Here is a 21630-nt window from a genome sequence, read left to right on the forward strand (position 1 = left end):
TTCGTACCCAGCCGTACGGCTATTTGTCGCGGCTCAGGCTAGGAGACCGTGGTGCCCACAGGCAAGACCGAGAGTTCGCCCCCCACTCAGCGCGTGGTGGCCATCGTGGAACTGCTCGCCGCCCAACGCGACTCGCTCACCGCCGCCGAGATCGCCGACTCCCTCGGCCTGAACCGCTCCACCGCGGGCTCCATCCTCGCCGCCCTGGCCGAACGGGGCTGGGTCCGCCGGCTCCCGAACCTGAGCTACGAACTGGGCGGACGCCTCGCCGCCATCGGCGCCCGCGCCGCCGCGGGCCGCCACGATCGTGCCTGGTTGGAGCGCGAATTGGAGGAACTGGCGGATCGCGTCAACTGCGGCGCCGCCCTCACCGCCCTGTCCGGCGGCCACCTCAAATTCGTCGCCGTCACCCGCGACCGCCTCACCATCGGCATGGAATCCGGCGTCCGCATCCCGCTGCTGGCCCCCGCCGGCGCGGCGATCATCGCCTACACCGGCAAGGCCCGCCAACGCGATTGGCTCGACACCCGCGGCACCGAACGACGTGACGAATATCGCGCCGTCCTCGACACCCTCCGCACCGCCGGCTACTGCGCCTGGCGCCTGGAACCCGACAGCCTGCCCGGCCTCCGAGTCCTCTCCGACGTAGCCACCCACCTGGCCGAACACCCCGGTGACAAAGACCTCCGCGGCCGAGTCCTGGCCCAGCTGGCCACCTTCGGCGGCAGCGCCTACGACCAGCCCACCTTCGACTCCGAGGCCACCCTCCCGCTCAGCTACATGAGCGCCCCGGTTTTCGACGACAGCGGCCACGCCGTCATGGAACTCCAGATCGGCCCCCTCCGCCCCGACGTCACCCGCTCCGAACGCCGCCACTACCTGGCCGAACTCTCCGCTGCCGCCCGCCGCATCGGCGACGGCCTGGAATCCATCCCCTCCCGAACCCACCGCTTCCCGAACTGACTCCCGCCGCTATTGGAGTTCGCGGGTGGTGGCGATGAGGAAGGTGATGGTGTCGCGGACCTTGGCGTCGGTCATCTTCAGGGGGACCGAGCTGGTGGACGCGACCTTGTCGTCGATCGCGATCATGCCTTCCCAGGTGCCGATTCGGGTGAGGAAGGAGTCGTCGGCGGAGCGCCAGACCTCTTCGTCGAAGCCGTCGAGGCGGTGATAGCGGCCGCCTTCGGGGTCGGTGTGGTCTGGTTTGCGCATATTGCGGAGGGTCAGCCAGGCGACGTAGGGGGCCCGGGGCTTGAGATTGAGGTAGCAGGAGCCGGTCATGCCGATGGTGGCGTTGATGGTGCCCTGGCTGAGTTCGGCGACCTGGGCCTCGGGGACGCCGAGGGTGGTGTGGAAGAAGTCCAGCATGCGGGTGCACACGTCTTTGTTGGTGTGCGCGGAAGGGGTTGAGCCGGGGTCGGATTGGGAGGCGGCGGGCGAACCGCAGGCGGTGAGGAGGAACGCGGCCGCGAGCAGGAGGCATCGGAGGATCCCCCACCGTCTTCCGAACACCACGACCTCCTTTTCGGGCGGAGCGTAACAAGACCGCGGTGGCGCGCCAACCGGAGTGGCACACTTGCGCCACCCCGCCCATGATCACCCGAGACGTGGATCACGCTGGCGCGCAGTAAGTTCCGGAGGCTATATCGGAGGGGCCGCTCACAGCACCTTCGCGATCGCGGGGACGATCTTCTGGATCGCGACCTCCGCGGAGGTCGGGGTCCAGGTCTGGAAGGCCTGTGCGGTGGCCGGGTCGTCGACGATGACCAGGCGGGCATGGGTGAGGTTGGACGACAGGAACGAGCTCGGCAGGCCGCGCAGACCGCCATTGCCCGCCTGCTTGTCGGTGCGCACCACGATGACCAGGTCGACGTCGGGGACCGTCTCACCGGACGCGGACAACGGGCGCGGGGAGGTCTCCTCGGGTTTGGCGCGGAAGTCGGTGGCGTAGCGGAAGCCGATGTCCTGCAGGAACTTCGCCTGCTCGCTGGAGTCCAGGTCGACCGACAGGGAGCTGTCGCCGAGGTTGTAGGCGGCCACCGTCTTGTTGAGGAACGACGGGTGCGCGGCGCGGACCTGGGCCGGGGAATCGGAGGGCGTGGAGGTGGTCTGGGCGACGGTGTCGCCACCGGAATCCCGATGGGCGGCCAGGTAGACCGCGGTGCCGGAAACACCCAGCAGCGCGACGGCCGCCGCCACCGCGAGGGCGCGCCACCGGGCGGTACGGGATCCACGGGCGGACCGACTCGGCGGGTTACCGGAATGGATCGGCTGCGGCCGGGTGATCCGCTCGGTCGGCCGCTCGGCCTCGACGATCGGCGGCGCGGAGGGCATCCGGCCCTGCAGGGCGAGGGCGGCGTCATCGGTGAAGTCGCGGCAGGTGGCGTAGCGGTGGTCGGGATCCTTGGCCAGCACCTTCGCGATCACCGCGTCCAGCGTCGGCGGCAGATCGGCGCGCAGCGTGGCCAGCGCGGGCGGCGGATCCTGGAGATGCCCGAGTGTGGCCTGGGCGATGGAGTTCCCCGGGAACGGCGTGCGCCCGGTGAGCAGTTTCACGAAAGCGCAGCCGAGACTGTAGATATCGCCCCGATGATCCAGCGGCCCGGCGACCAGCCGTTCGGGGGCGGCGTAGGCGAGGGTGGCCATCATGGCGTCGGTGGCGGTGAGTTCCCGGCCGTCGGTCACCGACTTGGCGACACCGAAATCGGTGAGCAGCACCCGTTCCTCACCCGGATGCGCGTCCTCGTCGCGCGAGAGCAGGAAGTTGGCGGGCTTCACATCCCGGTGCAGCAGCCCGCGCCGGTGCGCGTAGTCGAGGGCCTTGCCCACCTCGGTGACGATGCGCAGCGCCCGCAGCGGCGTCATCCCCTCGGGGTGCTGCTTCAACTCCACGGACGCGTCGGTCCCGGGGATGTACTGCATGGCGATCCACAGCCGCCCGTCCTCCTCCCCGCGCGCGTACACCGTGACGATGTTCGGATGATCCAGCTCCGCCGCGAGATTCGCCTCGCGCGCGAATCGCGCCCGGTACACCTCGTCGTGCGACAGATCGTTGCTGAGCACCTTCAGCGCGTCCAGCCGCCCCGGGAACATGGGATCCTGCACCAGATAGACGGTCCCCATCCCGCCACTGCCCAGCACCCGGATGATCCGGTGGCCGCCCACCACGGTGCCGGGCCGCAACGGCATGCTTCTCCGCCTCTCCGAGCCTGCAGCGGCCCGCTGATAGCTCGCTGCCGGTGTCGTATCCGTGCCGGCGGCCGGGTGCCGAACCTCGCGAGATCGGTTGTCGCCCTTGTTCAGGCCCTTGGAATGTAGCAACGATCGCCGGACCCGGCCGAGTATCAGATATGGCCATAGGCGAGCAGCTGATACTGCGCCGAAAGCCGCTGACGCAGATCCTGGGACTGGTCGGCGTACACCTCGGCCACGTAGCGCCGGAAGGGCAGGTAGCACATGAACTTCGCGCCGATGGCGTTCTTCACGTCCTTCAACTGCAGGCAGCGGGCCGTCGCCAGGCCGGGCGGCGGGTCGACGGGCTTGTACCGGTCGAGCAGTTCGTCGGCGAAGGTGGCGATGAAGCGCTGGGCGGCCGCGTCGTCCTTCGTCCGGTAGATATTGCTGAGCGAACTGGCCATCAGATCGATTCCGGCGTCGGCGTAGGCCTTGCGGGAGGCGGCGGGCCGATCGTCGAGGGTGAGGGCGGCGTGCGGGCCGTACAGTCCCTCGGTCGACCGGACCTGGCCCTTGCCCGCGGGCAGTACGCGGCTGAGCAGATCGTCGGGATCGCCGAGCAGGCCCGCCAGCTGGTCGGGCGGGGTGGGGCGATAGTCCCGCACCGACTCGATCGCCTTGTCCAGCATGCGTTTCGCCACGTCGATCAGGAAAGCGGGACCGTCGGGAACGGTCAGGTCGTCCTCGATGTGCAGCCAGTAGAGGAACTCGTCCTTGGGGTAGAGGGCCCGCACTGTTTCGAGGGAGGTGAGCACGGCCCGGGCGGTGGGATAGCCGGGGATCTGCACCGGTCCCTTGTCCGGGTACTCCGGATTCGTCTGCGCCGCCAGGAAATCCGCGGCCGTCGCGGCCTGCGCGGGCTTGCCGAACCGCAGCACGGTGAGATGCACGCTCAGTCCGAGCGAGACGTCGGACCGATGCCGCCCGCCGGTCTGCCAGCCCGCGACCAGTCCCGGCGCGCGATCGTTGAACCCGTCGACCCCCATCGGCGGGTAGTCCGCGGTGATCGCCCGTCCGGCGGACCCGTATCCCAGCCGGTCGTCGATCTCCAGGGGCAGCGGGACATGCTCGGCCAGCCGAATCGCCTCCTGCACCACGTCCCCGACCGAGATATCGGGCTTCATGCTGGTGATCTGCCGCGGCACCACCGGATAGTTCCCCGGATCCAATTGCGACACATCGACGGTCGCGGCGGGGGAGGCGGGCGCGGCCGGGTCGGACGGGCCGGACCCGCAGCCACCGGCCAGCACGGCCGCCGCCGTGAGCGCCAGCAACCGGGTCCTCGATCGTGCGATCCTCATCTCGCTATCCGCTCCTGGCCAGCATCGAATACTGCGCCGACACCCGCTGCTCGAACGAGGCGGGCGCACCGCCGCTGAACCGGGCCTGCGCCCCGATCACCGCCACATACCGGCCGTAGACCACCGCGCACAGATAGGTGGCGTCGCGGATCGGCTCGGGTTCGTCGAGCCGCACGCAGTGCGCGTCGGTGATGCCCGCCGGGTTCGGGACCTCGTCGTCGTCGCGGCCCAGCCGGGTCAGCGCGGCCTGTAGACCGAAGGCCGCTCGCAGATCCCGGGTGCGGTACACGGTGGCCCCGTTGCGCGCGACCAGATCCACCCCGGCCGCCTCGAACGCGGGCCGCGCCACCGCGGTGTCGCGCTCGAAATGCAGTGCGCCCGCGGGCGTGTAGATCCCGCCCTGCCCGCGGCCCCCCGACTGGTCGGCGTCGGAGATGTCGTATTGATTCGGCAGGGTGAGATCCAAGATCTTGTCCGGATTGGTGGGGAGGTCCGGAAGATCCTCGAGCGGGGTGGGTTTCAGCTCGGCCATCGCGGTGAGCTGGGCGCGCAACATCTCCCGCAGGCGGGTGCCGAGCGCCGCCGGATCGTTCTGCGGGATCACGGCGTGGCCGATGATCACGTACACGCCGCGCGCCGCGACCAGCTCGCCCTTCTCGTCGGTGCGGGAGGAAGCGCGCACGCTGTCGTGGGTGTCGGCCGGCAGATCGGCGGTGTCGATCGGAATCTGATGCCGCCCGGGGGCGTTCAAGGCCTCCCAGTACCCGTCGACGGCCGCGCGGGCGGCCTGTTCGGTCGGGAAGCGCTGGATCGCCAGGATGATGTGCTTGCGCGCCCGCACACTGTCGTTGTTGCGGGAGACGTAGGCCCCCGCGATGAGCCGGTGACGTTCCGCGACCGGCTGCCAGTTCTTCGGGAACGGCCCGTTGTCGTCGTCGAAGTCGCCGCCGGAGCTGCTCAGCAGCCGGGCCCCGCCCAGATAGCGGACGTCGGGATCGATGCGGTCGGGCCCGGCCAGATACGTCATCATGCGCCGCGATTCGATCGCGTAGGCGTCGGCGGCGGTGCCGTAGAACGGCGTGAACTCCGCCGGGGCGGACGGGTAGGGCCCGACCTTCAGTGTCGGCAGATCGGCCGCGGTCATACCGGGCACCGCGTGCCCCGCGACCGGCCACGACCCCACCGCGTACCCCGCGCCGAGGACCGCCACGGCCGCCGCCGCCAGCGCCACTGTCCGCAGTCGTCTCATCCGGTCACCCGCTCGTCAACAGCACGTACTGTGCGGCCGTCTTCTGATACAGCTCGGCCAGGTTGGACGCGCCGACCTGCACGTTGTACTTGTCCACGTGGAAGGTGCACTGGTGGAACATGACCCGCCCGTTCTCCAGATCCGCGAAGCAGCCGACCTCCCCGGGGAAACGCGGCGGCGGATCGACGGCCCGATGCTTGTCGGAGGGTTCCTTGGCCGGATTCCACTTGTCCCACAGCGCACGTGCGGCCGCGCCGGTGCGGCTGTGGAACACCAGCGCGTCGCCGTAGCCGACCAGGTCGACATCGCCGATGGTGAGGAACTCCAGGTCCGCGCTGTCGAGGCTCTGCAGCGAGCCGCGACCGGTGTACACCCCGTCCGGGTCCGGGCGCAGCGGCAGTTCGGGATTCGTCGGCAGGGTGCGGCCGAGAATGCCGTCGGGGTCGAGTGGAATGTGCTCGAACTGCTCGACCGGCGTCGGCTGGAACTTGTCGAGCAGCGGCAATGCCACGTCGAGCATGCGTTCGGTGCGGGCGGTCAGATCCGCCAGATCCGGCGCGGCGGCCAGCTCGTCCACCAGCTTGAGGTACACGACGTAGCGGTCGTGCACCGTCCACGAACCCAGCGACGCCACAGTCGGCCGCCAATGCGCCTTGCTCGCAGCGTATTTGGTCAGCGTCACCGGCTGATTGCCGTTGTTGTAGGTGAAGTCGTCGTGCTCGAGCACCGGCCCCACCGCCGCCGCGCGCCCGGCGTCCGGCAGCTCCAGCACCGCGATGCTGAGCCGGCGGTGCTTCTCCTCGGTGGCCGCGCCGGTGCACCAGGTGGTCACCCAGCCGCCGCGCAGATCGTGCGCGACCTCGTCGAAGGTGTCGTTGATGACGATGTCGCCCAGACCCTTGTGGTTGGTGACCAGGTGCGGGCGGATGTTGTTGGAACACTCGTAGGCGTAGTCGTGGTCGGCCTCGAACGGCAGCGCCACATAGTCCGACAGCCGCTGCGACTCCCGGATCCGGGATTGCTTGCCGGTCTTGGCATTTCCCACTGTGCGCGGCGTGGTCTGGTAGTTGCCGACCTCCAGGCTCGCCGGATCGGTGGGCTGGCGCACCGGGTGGCCGGGAACGCTGGTCGCGCAGCCGGTTCCGGCCGCGAGCACGATCGTGAGGCCCATCAACGCCGCGAACAGTCTCACCGTCCCCTCCTCCCGAGGCGGATTTTACCGTCGCTCAAGACTTCTCGCGCACCTTCGGGCGCGCCGGGTGTGGTCTCGGACACGATCGCGCGGCGATCCGGGCACCGCGACGTCTCGGTCCGCGCGCCCGGCCCGGCCGCTTCCGGAGCGGTCTCCGTTAGCACGGCGGCGAATTCCGTGGTCGGAGGCGCGTAACCCTCACCGGCAGGCATGTATCGCGGTGATTAACACAAATTCGCAACCGGGCGGTCCCGTCTGTGAAGATTGCACCGAACGGGACTTCGATGCCCGATCCGTATCCCGGGGCAGGTACCTTCTACCCATGTTCTCCAAAGTCCTGGTCGCCAACCGCGGCGAGATCGCCATTCGCGCCTTCCGCGCGGCCTACGAACTCGGCATCGGTACCGTCGCGGTCTTTCCGTACGAGGACCGCAACTCCGTGCACCGGCTCAAGGCCGATGAGGCGTACCAGATCGGTGAGCCCGGCCACCCCGTGCGCGCGTACCTGTCGGTCGAGGGCATCATCGAGGCCGCCAAGAGCGCGGGCGCGGACGCCATCTACCCCGGCTACGGCTTCCTGTCGGAGAACCCGGACCTGGCCGCCGCCTGCGCCCGCGAAGGCATCACCTTCATCGGCCCGGCCGCCTCGGTGCTGGAGCTGACCGGCAACAAGGCCCGCGCCATCGCCGCGGCCAAGGCCGCCGGACTGCCGGTGCTGTCCTCCAGCGAGCCGTCCGCCGATGTGGAAGCGCTGATGACGGCCGCGGAGTCGATGGAGTTCCCGCTGTTCGTGAAGGCCGTCGCCGGTGGCGGCGGGCGCGGGATGCGCCGCGTCGCCGACCCGGCCCAGCTGCGCGAGTCCATCGAGGCCGCCGCGCGCGAGGCCGAATCCGCCTTCGGCGACGCCACCGTGTTCCTCGAGCAGGCGGTGGTCAATCCCCGCCACATCGAGGTGCAGATCCTCGCCGACCAGCACGGCAATGTCATCCACCTCTACGAGCGCGACTGCTCGCTGCAGCGCCGCCACCAGAAGGTGATCGAGCTCGCGCCCGCCCCGAATCTGGATCCCGCACTGCGCGACCGCATTTGCGCCGACGCCGTGGCCTTCGCCGAGCAGATCGGCTACTCCTGCGCGGGCACCGTGGAGTTCCTGCTCGACGAGCGCGGCAACCACGTGTTCATCGAGATGAACCCGCGCATCCAGGTCGAGCACACGGTGACCGAGGAGATCACCGACGTCGACCTGGTGCAGTCGCAGCTGCGCATCGCGGCGGGGGAGAGCCTCGCCGATCTGGGCCTGAGCCAGGACTCGATCCAGATCCGCGGCGCGGCCCTGCAATGCCGCATCACCACCGAGGACCCGGCCAACGGTTTCCGCCCCGACACCGGCCGCATCACCGGCTACCGTTCCCCGGGCGGCGCGGGCGTGCGCCTCGACGGCGGCGCGAACGTCGGCGCGGAGGTCGGAGCCTACTTCGACTCCATGCTGGTCAAGCTCACCTGCCGCGGCCGCGACTTCGGCGCCGCGGTGGCCCGGGCGCGGCGCGCGGTCGCCGAGTTCCGCATCCGCGGCGTGACGACCAATATCCCGTTCCTGATGGCGGTGCTCGACGACCCGGACTTCCGGGCGGGCAAGGTCACCACCTCGTTCATCGACGAGCGGCCGCAGCTGCTCACCCTGAAGAGCTCGGCCGACCGCGGCACCAAGATCCTCAACTACCTGGCCGACATCACCGTGAACAAGCCGCACGGCTCACGGCCGACCAAGGTGTACCCGCACGACAAGCTGCCCGCCCTCGACCTGACCGTGCCGCCGCCCGCCGGCTCGCGGCAGCGGCTGCTCGAGCTCGGCCCCGAGGGCTTCTCGCAGTGGCTGCGCAACCGGGAAGGCGTGGCCGTCACCGACACCACCTTCCGTGACGCGCACCAGTCGCTGCTCGCCACCCGGGTGCGCACCAACGGCCTGCTCGACGTCGCCGGGCACGTGGCGCGCATGACGCCGGAACTGCTGTCCATCGAATGCTGGGGCGGCGCGACCTACGATGTGGCGCTGCGCTTCCTCTACGAGGACCCGTGGGAGCGCCTCGCCGCGCTGCGCGAGGCCGTGCCGAACATCAACCTGCAGATGCTGCTGCGCGGCCGCAACACCGTCGGCTACACGCCGTACCCCGAAAAGGTCACGCGCGCTTTCGTTTCCGAGGCCACCGCCACCGGCATCGACATCTTCCGCATCTTCGACGCGCTCAACAATGTCGACCAGATGCGCCCGGCCATCGACGCCGTCCGCGAAACCGGCACGGCCCTGGCCGAAGTCGCGCTGTCCTACACCGGCGACCTGTCCAACCCGAACGAGGACCTCTACACCCTCGACTACTACCTCAAGCTCGCCGAGCAGATCGTCGAGGCCGGGGCGCACGTCATCGGCATCAAGGACATGGCCGGCCTGCTGCGCGCGCCCGCCGCGTCCACCCTGGTCACCGCGCTGCGGCGGGAGTTCGACCTGCCGGTGCACGTGCACACCCACGACACCCCCGGCGGCCAGCTGGCCACCTACCTCGCCGCCTGGCAGGCCGGGGCCGACGCCGTGGACGGCGCGTCCGCGCCCATGGCGGGCACCACCTCGCAGCCCGCGCTCTCGGCCATCGTCGCCGCGGCCGCCAACTCGCCGTACGACACCGGGCTGAACCTGCAGAACGTGTGCGACCTCGAGCCGTACTGGGAAGCGCTGCGAAAGGTGTACGCGCCCTTCGAGTCCGGGCTGCCGGGCCCGACCGGCCGCGTCTACCACCACGAGATCCCCGGCGGCCAGCTGTCGAACCTGCGCCAGCAGGCCATCGCGCTGGGCCTGGGCGACCAGTTCGAGGAGGTCGAGGCGAAATACGCCGCGGCGGACCGGATGCTGGGCCGGCTGGTCAAGGTCACCCCGTCCTCCAAGGTGGTCGGCGACCTGGCGCTGGCGCTGGTCGGCAGCGGCGTCGACGTCGACGACTTCGCCGCAGACCCCGCCCGCTACGACATCCCGGACTCCGTGATCGGTTTCCTGCGTGGCGAACTCGGCACCCCCGCGGGCGGCTGGCCCGAGCCGTTCCGCAGCCGCGCCCTCGAGGGCCGCGGTCCCGCCAAGCCGGAAACCCAGCTCACCGCCGCCGACGAGGCCGGGCTGGCCGGCACCTCAGCCGAACGTCGCGCCACCCTCAACCGGCTGCTGTTCCCCGGACCCACCGCCGAATTCATCGCCCACCGCGAGAAGTACGGCGACACCACCGGGCTCTCGGCCAACCAGTTCTTCTACGGCCTGCGCCACGACGAGGAACACCACGTCCAGCTGGACAAGGGCGTCACCCTGCTCATCGGCCTGGAAGCCATCTCCGAGCCCGACGAGCGCGGCATGCGCTCGGTCATGTGCATCTTGAACGGGCAGCTGCGCCCCATCCAGGTGCGCGACCGCTCCATCGCCAGCGAGGTCCCGGCGGCGGAGAAGGCCGACCGGAACAATGCCGGTCACATCGCCGCCCCGTTCGCCGGTGTGGTGACACTGGCTGTCTCCGAAGGCGATTCGGTGTCCGCGGGCGACACCATCGGCACCATCGAGGCCATGAAGATGGAAGCCGCCATCACCGCCCCGCGCGGCGGCGTGGTGCGCCGCGTCGCCATCGCCAAGGTCCAGCAGGTGGAGGGCGGCGACCTGCTCGTCGACGTGAACCTCAACGAGACCGCCGCCGAATGACCCGCATCGTGGCCGGTACCGCCGGGGGCCGACGCCTGCGCGTCCCCCCGGCGGGCACCCGCCCCACCTCCGACCGCGTGCGCGAAGCACTGTTCAGCTTCCTGCACGCCCGCATGGATTTCGACGGCCTGCACGTCCTCGACCTCTACGCGGGCTCGGGCGCGCTGGCCCTGGAAGCCCTGTCCCGCGGCGCCTCCCACGCCCTGCTGATCGAAGCGGACCGCAAAGCCGCCACCATCATCCGCGGCAATATCGGCGACCTCGGCCTCCCCGGCGCCGACCTCCGCCAGCACAGCGTCGCCTCCGTCCTCTCCGGCCCCGCCCCCGAACGCTACGACCTGGTCTTCTCCGACCCGCCCTACGACCTCGACGTCGCCGACGTGCAATCCGACCTGCGCGCCCTGGCCTCGAACGGGTGGTTACACGACGACGCCCTCATCGTCGTCGAACGCTCCACCCGCTCACCGGAAGTCGTCTGGCCCGACGGCTTCGCACCCCTGAAGTCCCGCACCTACGGCGAGACCCGCCTCGACTTCGCCGAATACACCGAAACCAACTGACACAAGGGGTTTCGCTGTTTTCGCGGGCGCGCCGCGGCCGTGGTCGATAGAATCGCCTCGGGGTGAGCGATCGCGATCAGGGGGTTCGTGTGGTGCACAAAGGACGCGTAGCCGTCATCGGACTGGGCGCCGCGGGTCTGTCCGCCTGCCTGGCGGCGGCCGAATTCGGATGGTCGGTCATCGGATTCGACCGGTTCACCATCGGCGCGGACTCGGCGGCCTCCGCGGGACGGTCGAAGATCATCAGGTTCGGATACACGGACCCCTTCTACGCCGAGCTGATGCGCGACACTCGGCCACGCTGGGAGCGGCTCGAACAGGACACCGGAACGTCGCTGATCAACCTGTGCGGCATGCTGCATTTCGGGATCGGCGGGGGAACGGGGACCGACGCGGTCATCGCATCACTCGAACGAGCGGGTCAGGACTGTGAAATCCTCACCGGCGGTGATTCGGCCGCGCGAACCGGCCTACATCTGCGGGCCGGGGAGATCGGGGTCTACGAACGCAATGCTGGGATGATGACCCCGGCATCGGTGCTGCACGCGCTCGCGGCCCGAGTCAGTGCGCTCGGTGCGACCCTTCGAGAGAACACCGCCGTCTCGGCGATCGACGATACGGGCGGCTCCGTCACGGTGGTGACATCGGACGGGCCGGTGCGCGTGGATCGCGTAATTATCGCCGCCGGTGGGCAATTCGGGCGATTCGCACCGGCCGCGGTCGAGCATCTCACCATCACCCGCCAGTACCAGATCGTTTGCGACTCGACCGAGCCCGTCGCGGGCGGGCGTGGCTGCAGCTGGATGGACGTCACGGCGGACGAGTGGTACGGGATGGTCAACGCGGGCGACGGCTTACAGATCATGGGCGTTCACGAACCCGCGACCATCGTGGATGCCGACCAGCCGATCGAGGACGCGGAACTGAAGACGTCGGCCGAGGAGCAACTCGAGTATCTGCGGGAACGGCTGGCCCGGAACGCCCGGCAACTCACTCTGCGCGAAGTCCGCACCTGCCACTACACGAACACCGCGGCAAAGGATTTCGTGATCGACCGCCTGCCGGGTGCGTCGGCGGTACTGCTGAGCGCCTGCTCCGGGCACGGCTTCAAATTCGCCATCACCAGCGGCCATCTGGCCGCACAGCTCGCCTGCACCGACGTGGCGCCGGTACCCCGATTCCAACTGCCCGCCATCTCCACCGAGGCGCAGCCATGACCACCCCGCCGCCGCCGACGCCGCCGACGCCGCCGGAGCTGCCGGTGAGCAGCAACACCGCCGCCAAAGTCACGCTGATCATCGGAATCCTGGTCACCGTCCTGGGTTCGATGTGGGGCATCATCTCGAGTTCGGGCGGCAGGACCCTCGCGCCGGTCGACACCATCATCGCCGGGGCGCTGACCGCCGTGGGTGGCGGCATCGTCGGCTCGTCGATGCAGGATCTGTTCTCCCGCACCAACGTCAACCGAGGCCTCAGCGCGGTGTCTCGCATCATGTCCGATGTGGTCGCCGAGAACTCGCGGGTCATGGCGGCCGCGATCATGCGGCTGACCGATATCGGCGATGGGATCGGCGACACCCTCGCCGGATCCCTCTCGGCGAGGCTGGTTTCCGATGAACTACAGCTCGCTCCGCTCCGAAAGACCTGGCACCACTATCACGTGACCCAGGCCGGGCGGGAGCTGCGCTGGCTGTATTCGATCTTCCCGCTGGACGCGTGCACGAGCCCCGCGACGATCACGACGCCGATCGTCCTCGTCGATCTCGCACGTGTCGGGCACGTCTACAATGCCGAGGTCGGTATGCGCACCAACCGTATGCTCATCAACTTCACCCGCGCCGACGGCACCGAGCCGAGCTGCTCGGAGATCTTCCCGCACATGCAGACCTTCCGCGATATCCACGCCGGCTTCGGCATCCGCCAGACCTGGGACGGCTCCCACCTGCTCGGCCGCGCCATCATGAGCGAACGTCCCGTCATCCCCGACACCGAACCCGGAATGATCGACGCCGAGCACAACCCCACCCTCGACGACGTCTGGCTCACCGGCTTCCTCCAGAACCGCATCCACCTCGACGACCTCCCGCTCCGCGGCTCCTGAACCTGGTGGCGGCCTACCGGAACTGGGCCGCCGACCGCGTGCACCCGACTGTGCTTTCCACACCGGAAGAGGGAGGCGCTGCCGGAGAAGGGGCTGGAAGCCGGCGAGGTGCGGGGCGCGTAATCGGCCGACTTCTGGCTGATGATCGTGCCGTTCGTACCCGTCTGAGTGGCGACGACATGGAACGGCAGGTCGATGCAGTCGAGTCTGATCCCGAGGGAATAGCCGCCCGCGGGGACCTTGTACGCCGGAAATGCGGCCCGGCGTGTGGGCTTCCTGTTCACGTCGGTGCAGGTCATCCTGATTGAATGCACATGGCGATCGTGTTCTGCATAGGTCTGGCCATCGTGGGGCTCATCGCGATCCTGGCCGTGAATTCCGAATCCCGGCGCCGCCGAGCGCGCGAGAGCACTCCGGACTACGAAGCGTCGAGCGCGGGACGCACCGAATCCTCAGACCCCAGACCCGCGATAACCAATCCCGCGCACCGCCCCGACGACCTCCCCGCGCGTCAGTCCTGACCGTCGGCCGACCTCGCCGAATTTCGGCCGCACCCGACGGATTCTTCGCCTCCCGCTGGTCTGAATACCTGACAGGACCAGACCGAGTTGGGAGTGTGTGATGACGGATTCGAGGAAGACGGCGGTGGTCACGGGTGCGAGCCGGGGGTTCGGGCGGGGGATCGCCGCCGTGCTCGTCGGTTCGGGGATGAGGGTTGTCGGGGTGGCTCGTGACGGGCGGGCGTTGGGGGAGGTGGCGGCCGAGCTCGGGGAGGCGTTCGTGCCCGTCAGCGCCGATGCCACCGAGGAAGCGGTGGCGCGGCGGGTGATTCACGAGTTCCGCCCGGAGGTGCTGGTGCTCAATGCGGGGGCCACCCCGCCGCTGGCGCCCATACACGAGCAGAGCTGGGAGGACTTCACCCGGAACTGGGCGACCGATACCAAGCACGCGTTCGAGTGGACCGGGGCCGCGCTGCGGGAACCCCTGGAGCCGGGCAGCGTGGTGATCGCCATGTCGAGTGGGGCCGCGTTGAACGGGTCGCCGTTGAGCGGTGGATACGCGGGGGCCAAGGCGGCGATTCGGTTCATCCGGGCGTATGCCGCGGAGGAGTCGGAGCGGGCCGGGCTGCGGATTCGGTTCGTGGGTCTGCTGCCCCGGTTGACCCCGGCCACCGGGCTCGGCGCGGCGGCGGTCGCGGGGTATGCCGCTCGGCAGGGGCTCGATGTCGAAAGCTATCTCGCGGAGCTGGGGCCCGCTCTCACCCCCGAACAGGTCGGGAAGGCGGTGCTCGAACTTGCCGGAGATCCGGGGAGCGCGGAGGAATACTTGGTGAGCGGTGCCGGGCTACGGCGGATCGGCTGAGGCGGCGCGACCATGACCATCAGCGCACCGCCAGGAGTCGCGGACATGCCCGCCGAGACCGAACGACCAGCCCGGACCGAACGCCCTACCGAACGTGAATTCGGCTCTCTCACCGAGAGATTCCGCCCCGAGCTGCTCGCGCACTGCTACCGCATGCTCGGGTCGGTGCAGGACGCCGAGGACCTGGTGCAGGAGACCTACCTGCGCGCCTGGCGCGGCTACGGCGGGTTCGAAGGCCGGTCCTCGGTGCGGCACTGGCTGTACAAGATCGCCACCATGGCGTGCCTGACCGCCTTGGAAGGCCGGGCACGCCGGCCGCTGCCGTCGGGGCTGGGCGCGCCCGAGGACGATCACCGGGTGGCGATCGCCGCCCGCGAGCCCACGGTGCCGTGGCTGCAACCCGCGCCGGACGCCGTATTCGGGTTCGACGATCCGGCCGCCATCGTGGCCGGGCGTGCGGGCATCCGCCTGGCCGTCATCGCGGCCCTGCAACTGCTGCCCGCCCGCCAGCGCGCCGTGCTCACCCTGCGCGACGTCCTCGCCTTCCGATCCGCGGAAGTCGCCGCCATCCTCGACACCACCCCGACCGCGGTCGACAGCGCCCTGCGCCGCGCCAGATCCCGCCTGGCCCAAGCGGGCCCGGTGGCCACCGACCTGGCCGAGCCGGACGAACTCGTGCGACGCCGCCTGCTCGACGACTACGTCACCGCGTTCACCGGTGCCGACCACGCCGCTCTGGTCGCCCTGCTGCGCGCGGACGTCGAAATGGAAATGCCGCCCACCCCGACCTGGTTCACCGGCCGCGACGCGGTGGCGGGCTTCCTCACCGCCCGCATCCTGAGCCCGGGCCTGTGGCGCATGCTCCCGATCCGCGCGAACGGGCAGCCCGCGTTCGTCGTGTACAAGCGCGCCGACGCCGGGCGTTATGAGGCGTACGGCATCCAGGTGCTGACGCTGATCGGCTCCCGCGTCGCCCGCATCACCGCGTTCAACGACCCGAGCCTGGTCCCGGCCTTCGGCTTCGCGGTCGCGGCCGAAACCTGAATCGGGACAGTGGTTCTCGAGCCACGGTGATCGAACGACGACTGCCCGCCGGGGAAACCGGCGGGCAGTCGTCAACGGCTCACGGCCGTCGGGGGTCGAAAAGGTCAGGCCGCGAACATGTCTCGCAGCGATCCAGAGGTCTTCGGGGAGCAGGTGTTGGCCAGGCAGCCCAGGTGCCACATCTGCTCGATGGTGGCCAGGACCGAGTAGTGGTCGATCACGTCGGCCGACGAGTGGTGCGGGCCCTCCTTGGAGTTGATGACCAGCAGCGGGGCGTCGCCGCCGCCGAGCACCACGCCGTTCTTGCCGACCGGGCTGCCCGGGCCGCCGGAGTAGCCGGAGTAGTCGTTCTCGTCCCACGCGATCACGATGGAGGAGTTGGAGGTCTTCCAGGTGTTCGAGTTCATGATCTTGGTGACGGTCGCCTTCAGGTAGTCGTCACCGAGGTGGATCGGGCCGTGCGACACACCGGAATCCGGGTAGGCACAGGTCGGCTTGTTGATGATCGCGGCGGCCGCCGGGGACAGGCCGTGCATGTCATCGCACTGGTCGGGGCTGATCCAGGTGAAGTTCGGCACCTTGCCGCTTGCGAGATCGGCGTCGAAGTTGTTCTCGAACGGCACCACCTTCTGCAGGCGGGCGTTGCCGGGGGAGTTGATGCCCGAGAAGTACATGAACGGGTTGTGCTTCTCGGCGTACAGCTTCACCGTGGTGCCGTTGACGTCGCCGGGCGCGAACTCGCCCTGGAAACCGGCCTGCGGCATGGCGCCCATGTAGGCCTTCCAGGACAGGCCCTTGTCCTCGAGCTCGTCGACCAGGGTGCGGCCGCCGAACAGGTGCGGCTTGGCGCTCGCACTGGCGATCTGCTCCGGGGTCAGGGCGGCGCCGGAGGTGCCGTCGCCCGAGTCGGACACGAATTCCTCAGGGGCGCATTTGACGTCGGCGCCGGCCTTGCAGTCGTCCCAGATGCCCTGGAAGTCGCCCGACAACATGGACAGGTAGTTCGGCAGCGAGGGGTGGGTGACGCCGTGGAAACCGGTGGACACGTTGTAGCGGGCCGCCAGCTGGTTGATATACGGAGCGTCGGCGGTATTGCCGAGAATCTGGGCGTCGCCCTCGTTCTCCATCATGATGTAAAAAATATGGTCCGGCTTGGCGCCCGGATCAGCCGATGCGGTCGCTCCGATCACGCCGCTCACGGCCGTCACCGCGCTCACCGCCGCAGCCATGGTGACTGCGATCTTCCGACCCAACGATGCCCTTGACATTGTGCTGCTTTCTGTAACGAACGAGATTGCCGATGCAGCTTCGCAATTGGTTTCGCAAACGATCAACGCGAGCAAACCGAACAGTTTCCGAACGGGAAGCGAGCAGTTCCTGGGTTGCAAAACCATAGCTGACCAGGCATGTCCGTTTTGTGAAGTTTGGGGCGGACGTGGATGCTACCCCGGAATGCGGTAGCGTGCGGCCATGGCTGGAGCACTGTGCCCCGGGTCCTTCGACCCGGTGACCAACGGACATCTCGACGTGATCGCCCGCGCCGCCGAGCAATTCGACGAGGTGGTCGTGACCGTGGTGGTGAACCCCAACAAGCAGGGAATGTTCACCGTCGAGGAGCGCATGGAGCTGATCCGCGAGGTGACCGCCCACCTGCCCAATGTGCGCGTGGAATCCTGGCGCGGGCTGCTGGTGGACTTCGCCAAGCAGCAGGGCATCACCGCGATCGTCAAGGGCCTGCGTGACGCCACCGACTACGGCTACGAAGTCCAGATGGCGCAGATGAACCGCAAGCTCACCGGCGTCGACACCTACTTCATCGCCACCAACCCCGCCTACAGCTTCGTCTCCAGCTCGTTGGTCAAGGAGGTCGCGACGCTCGGCGGCGACATCGCCGACCTGCTGCCCCCGGCCGTCCACAAGCGCCTCATGGCCCGTATCGCCGAACGCCAGGCCAACTCCTGACCGACCGGAACCCGCTGGGCCGCAACCCCATACGGCCCAGCGAGTACGCGGGTTCGATCCTGTCAACCGCGTTGTGTCACAGCGCCCTGATCAGGACCGGCTGGGCGGGTAAGGCGGGTGCGGGCTCGATCCGGCCGTCGGGGCGCGGGCGGGAACGTGACAGCGCGGCGCGCAGACGGCGGGCCGCGCGGTCGCGGATCAGGTCGTCCCAGGTCCAGCGAACCACCTCGAAACCGAGGGCGCGCAGATAGGTTTCGCGGATCCGCTCGCGGTGGACGGTGGCGGCGAAGTCCTGGCCCGGGCGCAGGAGGCGGCCGTACTCGGTGGGGCCGTCGAACTCGCACAGCACACCCGCGGACTCGTAATAGAAGTCGACCCGAGCCACGAAACGGCCGTCCGGGGTCAGCACATTGCCCTGCGAACCGGGCCGCGGCAGCGCGTGCCGCTCGATCATGGTGCGGCTGAGCGATTCCCCGATGCTCTGGCTGCGGCCGTCGAGCAGGGCGATCACCTCCTTCGCCTGGCCGATGCCGTAGCGGCCCTTGGCCTTCGCGATCTCCTCGCCGAGTTCGGCCGCCGTCAGCCCGAACCTGCCGGCCAGCGCGTCACCGGCGACGACCGCCGCCTCGAACGGCAGCGTCAGCGCCAGATCCACCACCGTCCGCGCCGGGGCGGTGACCGGCAGCCCGTCGACCTCGACCGCGCGATCCACCGGCGAGCCGTGGACTTTCGCGAACGGCCGGGTCCGCCCGCCGCCCTTGCGATTGCGGGTCACGCACACCCGATCCAGCGGCGTCCGCCACAGGGGCGTCCCATACAACACAGCCGCCGACTGATGGCTCACCACACTGCCCGCCGCCATCTCCGGCAGCAGGGCCCCGATCAGTTGCCGATGCTGTTCCCGCCGGTCCACCGCGGTCGGGACCGTTTCGTGTACCCGCGCTCCGGATCTGCCCCGCGACCCGGCGACCGGGCGTCGCCCCGGCCCCCGCTGCGCGCCACACCCCGCGAGCAGCGCCTTGCGCGATTCCGGTACCCCGCACTGTCGTCCACCGTTCGCGGCCCGCACCTGCGCCCGACTGGTCATCGCGGGCTCGGTCGAACCGGTCGGCGGGGTGTCGTCGGTGGTCGCATCGGTGGCGGTGGTCATAGCGATGGCGGTCATTCGCTCTCCTGCCGGGGCGGGCGCGGGCGGCGGGGGCGCACGCATGTTCCGCAGCCCCGCCCCGGGGGTCGCTGGGGCCGTGGTCCGTTCGTATCGCGCCGTCCCCCAAGGCATCCGCGCCCACGGTCCATGTCGAACCCCTTTCGTCGTCGGTACTGGCTTGGACGCCGACGCGTCGACAGGGGTTCCCGTATTCGCGGAGAACTTGTGGGGGAGTGGGGGTCAGAACACCCAGAGTCGCAGGGTGAGGAAGCGCATGGTGCCGACCACGGCGGTAATGCCCAGCACCGCAACGGCTTCGGCGATATCGCCCATGCCGGGGGCGGTGACCTCGAGAATCGCCAGACCCGCCGAGGTGATGGCGAGGCCGGCCAGTGCCAGCGCCCCGCCCTCGATCTGGGCGGTGTACCAGCGCACCCGGTCCGCGGCCTGGAAGGTGAGCCGGCGGTGCATCTCGTTGGCGAGCGCGGTGCTCACGATGGATCCGGCCAGATTGGCCACCTGCGCGCCGCCGCCGTAGAGGGCGAGGAACAGCAGGATGTAGCCGACATTGCTGAGACCGCCGACGAGGGCGAAGCGAATCAATTGCGCGAGGGCGGCGTCGCCGCGCAGCCAGGCCCCGATCCGAGCCGACCAGCGCACGCCGGTCGCGCGCAGGGCGTCGGTGCTCCGGTCGAACGCCTCGGAGCCGTAGGCGAAGGCCTCCGATCCGAGGGTATAGGTGTGCACCAGACCGGGCACGGGCATCGTCGCCCGCTCCGGAATCTCGTGGACAGCCATCGCCTACCCCATCCGAACACACCGCTACTTGTCTTGCTCATCAACGGTAAACCAAGTGGAGCTATTTCCTCCACTTGTTTTCCGGTCACGATCTGTGAACTAGGCCATGTTGCGGAAAACCCGCGACACGCCGTGTCGGACCTTGTTGACAGCGCGGAGATTGGCAGACTGGCGGAAGCGGAGAGTCTCGCCGTGAGTCCTGGCAGGAGAGTGGGGTAGCACATGTACCGGGTATTCGAAGCGCTCGACGAACTGGTGGCCATCATCGAAGAGGCCCGCGGCATCCCGCCGACCCGAAACTGCATCGTGCCGCGCGGCGAGGTGCTGGAGCTACTCGATGACGTCCGCGAGGCGCTGCCCGGCGAGCTCGACGACGCCCAGGACGTGCTCGATCACCGCGACAAGATCGTCACCGACGCCCGCACCGGCGCCGAGACCACCGTCAAGACCGCCAACGACCAGGCTCACCACACCGTGTCCTCCGCCCGCGAGGAGGCCGACCGCATCCTCGCCGACGCCAAAGCCCACGCCGACCGCATGGTCGCCGAGGCCCGCGCCCACGCCGATCACCTGGTCACCTCGGCCGAGGAGGAGGCCGAGCGCACGGTGGCCGACGGTCAGAAGGAATACGACTCCCTCACCGGCCGCGCCCGCGCCGAGGCCGACCGCCTCGCCGCCGCCGGCCAGGCCTCCTACGACCGCTCGGTCGCCGAGGGCAAGGCCGAACAGGATCGCCTGGTCTCCCAGACCGAGGTGGTCCGCGCCGCCCACACCGAATCCGCCCGGCTCATCGACACCGCCCAGGCCGACTCCGACCGCCTGCGCTCGGAATGCGACGACTATGTCGACGGCAAGCTCGCCGACTTCGAGGAGACCCTGCACAGCACCCTGCGCATCGTCGGCCGCGGCCGCCACCAGGTCCGCTCGGGCTCGTCGGTGCCGGACTACGCCTCCGAGTTCCGCGCCGAATCACCCGGCTTCCGCCGCTGATAGACAACCGGATTGCCCCGCTCGGCCCATTTGGGTCACGAGCGGGGCTTTCGGTATTGTGGGGTGGTTGCCCATTCCCAGCCACACGTGAAGGTGAGTGTCCAGATGTCCGCCGATTCCGGTAATGGCTCGCGTCATCGTCAGAAGATGACCGATGCGGGCTTCGTGCTGGATGTACGCAGCCTCGGACGCGCCCCCGGTTCCATGCGCGAGCTGCACCGCACCGTGACGATCGCGGAGAAGATCGGCCTCGATCTCGTCGCGATCCCGGCCGGTGCGCAGGTCGAACTGGATCTCACGCTGCAGTCGGTGTCCGAGGGCGTCCTCGTCACCGGCACGGTCACCGCTCCCATCGAGGGCGAATGCTCGCGCTGCCTGGACTCGTTCACCGACGAGCTCGAGTTGCGGTTGACCGAGCTGTTCGCCTACCCGGACAGCGCCACCGAGCAGACCACCGAGGAAGACGAGATCCCGCGTCTGGTGGACGATTTCATCGACCTCGAGCCGGTGATCATCGACTCGGTCGGCATGGAGCTGCCGCTGCAGCCGCTGTGCGAGCCGGACTGCGCGGGATTGTGCCCGGAATGCGGCGTCAAGATGGCGATTGCGGGTTCCGGCCACGGTCATGAGATACTTGACCCTCGCTGGGCCGGGCTCGCGAATTTCGCCGCTGAGTCCACCGACGCAGACACTGCGTCGGACCCATCAACCGATTCCACCCTTGCGGGACACAACGGTGCCGCAAGTAAGACAGAGGAGAGCTAGTCGTGGCCGTTCCGAAGCGCCGGATGTCCCGTGCCAACACCCACGCGCGTCGCAGCCAGTGGAAGGCCACCGCGCCGACCCTGATCACCTGCCCGAACCGCGCCTGCGGTCAGCAGACCCTGCCGCACATCGCGTGCCCGAGCTGCGGCACCTACAAGGGCCGTCAGGTCACCTCCGCGATCTGATTCGCGTATAGCC

The 21630-nt window shown here is 69.2% G+C and carries 19 protein-coding genes; 11 read left to right on the plus strand and 8 right to left on the minus strand.

The features are described from left to right. Positions 1 to 51: 51 nt before the first annotated feature. Positions 52 to 963 (plus strand): helix-turn-helix domain-containing protein, encoded by a 912-nt coding sequence (locus ACWELJ_RS05710; RefSeq protein ID WP_452365007.1) that lies wholly within the window; start codon positions 52 to 54, stop codon positions 961 to 963. Positions 964 to 972: 9 nt separating this feature from the next. Here the strand turns inward: ACWELJ_RS05710 and ACWELJ_RS05715 are convergent, their stop codons facing one another. The 5 genes from ACWELJ_RS05715 to ACWELJ_RS05735 all read right to left on the minus strand — a co-directional run bounded on the left by ACWELJ_RS05715 (position 973) and on the right by ACWELJ_RS05735 (position 6976). Further along, positions 973 to 1512, minus strand: a complete 540-nt coding sequence (locus ACWELJ_RS05715) for a hypothetical protein (protein WP_452365008.1) — start codon at positions 1510 to 1512, stop codon at positions 973 to 975. A 147-nt stretch (positions 1513 to 1659) separates the two neighbouring features. After that, positions 1660 to 3189, minus strand: a complete 1530-nt coding sequence (locus ACWELJ_RS05720; RefSeq protein ID WP_452365009.1) for a serine/threonine-protein kinase — start codon at positions 3187 to 3189, stop codon at positions 1660 to 1662. 155 nt (positions 3190 to 3344) lie between these two features. Next, on the minus strand, positions 3345 to 4535 hold the full coding sequence (locus ACWELJ_RS05725) for a DUF7373 family lipoprotein (protein ID WP_452365010.1): 1191 nt from the start codon (positions 4533 to 4535) through the stop codon (positions 3345 to 3347). A gap of 4 nt (positions 4536 to 4539) precedes the next feature. Continuing rightward, positions 4540 to 5784 (minus strand): DUF7373 family lipoprotein, encoded by a 1245-nt coding sequence (locus ACWELJ_RS05730; RefSeq protein ID WP_452365011.1) that lies wholly within the window; start codon positions 5782 to 5784, stop codon positions 4540 to 4542. A 4-nt stretch (positions 5785 to 5788) separates the two neighbouring features. After that, a complete protein-coding gene (locus ACWELJ_RS05735; protein ID WP_452365012.1) occupies positions 5789 to 6976 on the minus strand; it encodes a DUF7373 family lipoprotein in 1188 nt (395 codons plus the stop codon). A gap of 322 nt (positions 6977 to 7298) precedes the next feature. Here ACWELJ_RS05735 and ACWELJ_RS05740 point away from each other — a divergent pair, with 322 nt between their 5' ends. The 6 genes from ACWELJ_RS05740 to ACWELJ_RS05765 all read left to right on the plus strand — a co-directional run bounded on the left by ACWELJ_RS05740 (position 7299) and on the right by ACWELJ_RS05765 (position 15770). Beyond that, positions 7299 to 10703, plus strand: coding sequence for a pyruvate carboxylase (locus tag ACWELJ_RS05740; RefSeq protein ID WP_452365013.1), 3405 nt, complete (start codon positions 7299 to 7301; stop codon positions 10701 to 10703). Beyond that, positions 10700 to 11263, plus strand: coding sequence for a 16S rRNA (guanine(966)-N(2))-methyltransferase RsmD (gene rsmD / locus ACWELJ_RS05745; protein WP_452365014.1), 564 nt, complete (start codon positions 10700 to 10702; stop codon positions 11261 to 11263). Before ACWELJ_RS05740 ends, rsmD begins: the two co-directional genes overlap by 4 nt. A gap of 92 nt (positions 11264 to 11355) precedes the next feature. Then, a complete protein-coding gene (locus ACWELJ_RS05750; RefSeq protein ID WP_452365015.1) occupies positions 11356 to 12480 on the plus strand; it encodes an FAD-dependent oxidoreductase in 1125 nt (374 codons plus the stop codon). Next, positions 12477 to 13364 (plus strand): hypothetical protein, encoded by an 888-nt coding sequence (locus tag ACWELJ_RS05755; protein WP_452365016.1) that lies wholly within the window; start codon positions 12477 to 12479, stop codon positions 13362 to 13364. Before ACWELJ_RS05750 ends, ACWELJ_RS05755 begins: the two co-directional genes overlap by 4 nt. A 621-nt stretch (positions 13365 to 13985) precedes the next feature. Continuing rightward, the gene (locus ACWELJ_RS05760) at positions 13986 to 14726 is read left to right on the plus strand and encodes an SDR family oxidoreductase (protein ID WP_452365017.1); all 741 of its coding nucleotides are present in this window, start codon (positions 13986 to 13988) and stop codon (positions 14724 to 14726) included. Between the two features lie 12 nt (positions 14727 to 14738). Then, entirely contained in the window at positions 14739 to 15770 is a 1032-nt protein-coding gene (locus ACWELJ_RS05765; protein ID WP_452365018.1) for a sigma-70 family RNA polymerase sigma factor, read from the plus strand. A gap of 104 nt (positions 15771 to 15874) precedes the next feature. Here ACWELJ_RS05765 and ACWELJ_RS05770 read toward each other — a convergent pair whose 3' ends face one another. Then, a complete protein-coding gene (locus ACWELJ_RS05770; protein WP_452365019.1) occupies positions 15875 to 16999 on the minus strand; it encodes an alkaline phosphatase family protein in 1125 nt (374 codons plus the stop codon). Between the two features lie 241 nt (positions 17000 to 17240). Here ACWELJ_RS05770 and coaD point away from each other — a divergent pair, with 241 nt between their 5' ends. Next, complete coding sequence (gene coaD, locus ACWELJ_RS05775) at positions 17241 to 17732, plus strand: pantetheine-phosphate adenylyltransferase (protein WP_452365020.1); 492 nt, start codon at positions 17241 to 17243, stop codon at positions 17730 to 17732. Between the two features lie 76 nt (positions 17733 to 17808). Here coaD and ACWELJ_RS05780 read toward each other — a convergent pair whose 3' ends face one another. Further along, on the minus strand, positions 17809 to 18897 hold the full coding sequence (locus tag ACWELJ_RS05780; RefSeq protein ID WP_452365021.1) for a hypothetical protein: 1089 nt from the start codon (positions 18895 to 18897) through the stop codon (positions 17809 to 17811). Positions 18898 to 19119: 222 nt separating this feature from the next. After that, on the minus strand, positions 19120 to 19677 hold the full coding sequence (locus ACWELJ_RS05785) for a GtrA family protein (RefSeq protein WP_357279117.1): 558 nt from the start codon (positions 19675 to 19677) through the stop codon (positions 19120 to 19122). A 222-nt stretch (positions 19678 to 19899) separates the two neighbouring features. Between ACWELJ_RS05785 and ACWELJ_RS05790 the strand changes: the two genes are divergently transcribed. From ACWELJ_RS05790 to rpmF, 3 genes are all read left to right on the plus strand, one after another. Continuing rightward, positions 19900 to 20667: a DivIVA domain-containing protein gene (locus ACWELJ_RS05790; protein ID WP_452365022.1), complete on the plus strand. Its 768-nt coding sequence runs from the start codon at positions 19900 to 19902 to the stop codon at positions 20665 to 20667. A 105-nt stretch (positions 20668 to 20772) separates the two neighbouring features. Beyond that, positions 20773 to 21432 carry a YceD family protein gene (locus ACWELJ_RS05795; RefSeq protein WP_452365023.1) on the plus strand — a complete coding sequence of 220 codons (660 nt, stop codon included), beginning with the start codon at positions 20773 to 20775 and terminating at the stop codon, positions 21430 to 21432. A 2-nt stretch (positions 21433 to 21434) separates the two neighbouring features. Continuing rightward, positions 21435 to 21617 (plus strand): 50S ribosomal protein L32, encoded by a 183-nt coding sequence (gene rpmF / locus ACWELJ_RS05800; protein ID WP_033088742.1) that lies wholly within the window; start codon positions 21435 to 21437, stop codon positions 21615 to 21617. Positions 21618 to 21630 lie beyond the last annotated feature (13 nt).

Source organism: Nocardia sp. NPDC004582 (assembly GCF_053602115.1).